The 2,837-nt window shown below is 68.5% G+C and carries 3 protein-coding genes; all 3 read left to right on the top strand.

What is annotated here, in order from left to right; genetic code table 11:
* Positions 1 to 674 (top strand): sensor histidine kinase (locus VIM54_RS07460; protein ID WP_331900196.1); only part of this gene is annotated, 674 nt, incomplete at its 5' end.
* Positions 671 to 1,924 carry a hypothetical protein gene (locus VIM54_RS07455; protein ID WP_331900194.1) on the top strand — a complete coding sequence of 418 codons (1,254 nt, stop codon included), beginning with the start codon at positions 671 to 673 and terminating at the stop codon, positions 1,922 to 1,924. The genes VIM54_RS07460 and VIM54_RS07455, both read left to right, overlap by 4 nt.
* Before the next feature lie 36 nt (positions 1,925 to 1,960).
* Positions 1,961 to 2,635 carry a response regulator transcription factor gene (locus VIM54_RS07450; RefSeq protein ID WP_331900193.1) on the top strand — a complete coding sequence of 225 codons (675 nt, stop codon included), beginning with the start codon at positions 1,961 to 1,963 and terminating at the stop codon, positions 2,633 to 2,635.
* Positions 2,636 to 2,837 lie beyond the last annotated feature (202 nt).

Here is a 2,837-nt window from a genome sequence, read left to right as displayed (position 1 = left end):
GGCTCGGTGCGAGCGTGCCCCGAGCGGCCCGCCGCATCTACAGCATCGGCCGTGCGCATCGCGCGGAGCGCCAGGCGAGCGAGACCGAGGCGCAGCGTCGCCAGGGCGCGCGCCTGCTGCACGACACCGTGCTCGCCACGCTCACCCTGCTCGCCCACTCGGGTGTCGGAGTCGCCGCCTCCGCCCTGCAGCAACAGGCGGGCGAGGACGCCCGGCTGCTCCGCCAACTGCGGTTGGGCGCGAGCCCCGTTCCGCAGTCGTCCGGCGTCTACAACCTCGAACCGGTCGAGGAGAGCGCGCTCGGCACCACTCTGGAATCGGTGAAGCAGCGGTTCGGCCGCATGGGCCTCGTGGTGAGCTGGCACGGCACCGGCCAGGTGCTGCTGCCGAGCGAGGTGCTCGACGCCTTCCTGCTCGCCCTCGCCGAGTGCCTCGAAAACGTGCGCAGGCACTCCGGCGTCACCGACGCCCACGTCACCATCACCGACGACGAATTCACGGTGCGGGCGATGGTGACCGACGCCGGCGTCGGTTTCGATCTCAAGGACATCGACGAGGCCCGCCTGGGCTTCAAGGATTCGGTCGTCGGCCGGCTCAAGGACGTGGGAGGCAACGCGCGGCTCTTCTCGTCGCCAGGAGCCGGAACGACCGTCGTGCTCGAGGTGCCGAAATGAGCGAGTACGCGCGCCCAGAGGAGAACACCCTCGGCATCATCCTCGGCAGGCGCAATCGAAGCGGAGTGCCGGCCGGTTCGACGGCCGGTCGGGCCATGCGCCAGGCGAGTGCGCGTGGGGCCAGTCTCGGCACGGGATACCTCGGCATCGGAGCGACGGCACTCGCCGGCCTGCAGGGACTGTACGGAATCGGCATGTTCGTGCTGCACCTGCAGGACTACCCCCACGTGCTGCCGGTCGCCGCCGCGTGGGTCATCTACGCGATCGCGGTCGTCGCGGTGGCGGTGGCCATCTCCACGTGGGGCGAACGCATGCCCAACTGGATGTTCGGCGCCTACCTGCTGTCCCTCGCCGCCGTCGTCGGCCTCGACCTCGTCGCCATCTGGCCGCTGCACGATGTCGGCACCTTCGCCACCGCATCGATCTCCGCCGGTTTCGGCCTGCTGGCGGCGCTGACACTGCGCCGGGCGCGGGAAATCCTCGGCGCGGCCGCCCTGCTCGGGCTCACCCTGGTCGCCGCCATCCTCCTCACCACCAAGCTCACGACCCTGACGACCCCGGCGCAGATCATCGCCGTGGCCGTGGCCGTGATGCCCGCGCTCTTCGGGGTGTTCGTAATCCGTCGCTTCCGGCGCATCGTTCAGCTCGAGCTCGACCGGGTGCTGGTGCAGAGCACCGTCTCCGCGCCGCGGTTCGCCGTGGGCATGCTCGCGTCTGAGGAGCTCGCACGCCTCGACCTCGCGGCCGAGGAATTGCTCGATTCCGTCTCCAACGGACGGATCCCCCTCCCGCTCGGCCCGAAGACAGCATCGATCGCGGCGTCGCTCGCCACGGAACTCCGGCTTCATCTCATCGAGGGCCGCCGGGAGACCTGGCTGTACCACGCGATCACGGAGTCGGAGCAGCTCGGCAAGTCGGTCACGCTCACCGACCGCGGCAGCCTGGCCGGCCTGCTCGGCCCGCAGCAGCGGGACGGACTCCTCGCCGCCGTATGGCTGCTCGTGAACGACCAGGGCAAGGCGAGCCCGACGGCGCAGCTCACCCTGGGCCCCGTCACCGCCCCGCGGGAGCAGGGCTTGAAGACGATCACGGTGCCGCTCGTGATCGCCACCACCAGTGTCGCCAGAAACCGGGTCGACCCGGCGACCTGGGACGCGATCGGCAAGGTGGGGCGTTTCATCGATTCGACGCAGAACTCGAGCCTGCGTGTCGAGATAGAGTGCGTCGTAGCGAACCCGGCAGACCAATAGCATGCACAACAAGCAGTTCACAGGATGGGATTATCAGTGCCGGACATAGACAACCGAATTCGACTCGCTCTCGTTGACGACCACAAGATGCTCCTCGGGGCGCTCACCGAGTGGATCCGCGGCGCCGCGAGTGACATCACCATGGTCGCGGCCGTGTCGGCCTGGCCCGACCTGCTCACCCACGCCGAATTCCCGGTGGATGTCGTGCTTCTCGACCTTGACCTCAAGGACAACATCCCGATCTCGCTCAAGATCTCGACCCTCAAGACCACCGGAGTCAAGACGGTGCTCATGAGCACATACTCCGAGCCGAATGTGGTGCGGGAGGCACTCGCCGCCGGCGCCCTCGGCTACCTCGTGAAGAGCGAGGACGCCGAGATGATCGTCGAAGCGATCCGGGCCGCCTCCAAGGGCGAGTCGTACGTGTCCGCCGAGCTCGACCTCGCCCTCAACGCGAGCGACGTGGGCGGCGCACCGAAGCTCAGCGCCCAGGAGCGCCGCGTGATGGCGCTCTACGGCGGCGGCGAGCCGGTGAAGGCCGTCGCCTACCAGCTCGGCATCTCCGAGGAGACCGCCAAGTCCTACCTCAAGCGCATCCGCGAGAAGTACCGCGTTGCCGGAATCGATGTCGGCACGAAGGTCGCGCTCCGCAAGCGCGCGATCCAGGACGGCATCCTCATCTCCAACGACGCGCCGCAGCACTCGCTCTAGCCCGCCTCCTCTTTCTGCCTTCTGCCTTCTGCCTTCTGCCCCTTCCGAAATCCATGCAATCTTCGCGGCGCGCCGACAGTTTGTGGGCAACACGCCGCTGCCGCACCAGGGATGCATGGATTTCGGAAGTTGCGGATGCGGTTGCGGATGCGGATGCGGCGGCCGACAGGCGTCAGGCGTCAGGCGAGGGCCGGGACCTCGC

Origin of the sequence: Lacisediminihabitans sp., assembly GCF_036569425.1 — a bacterium.
Lineage (GTDB): Bacteria > Actinomycetota > Actinomycetes > Actinomycetales > Microbacteriaceae > Lacisediminihabitans.
This window is presented reverse-complemented; position numbering and strand designations above follow the sequence as displayed.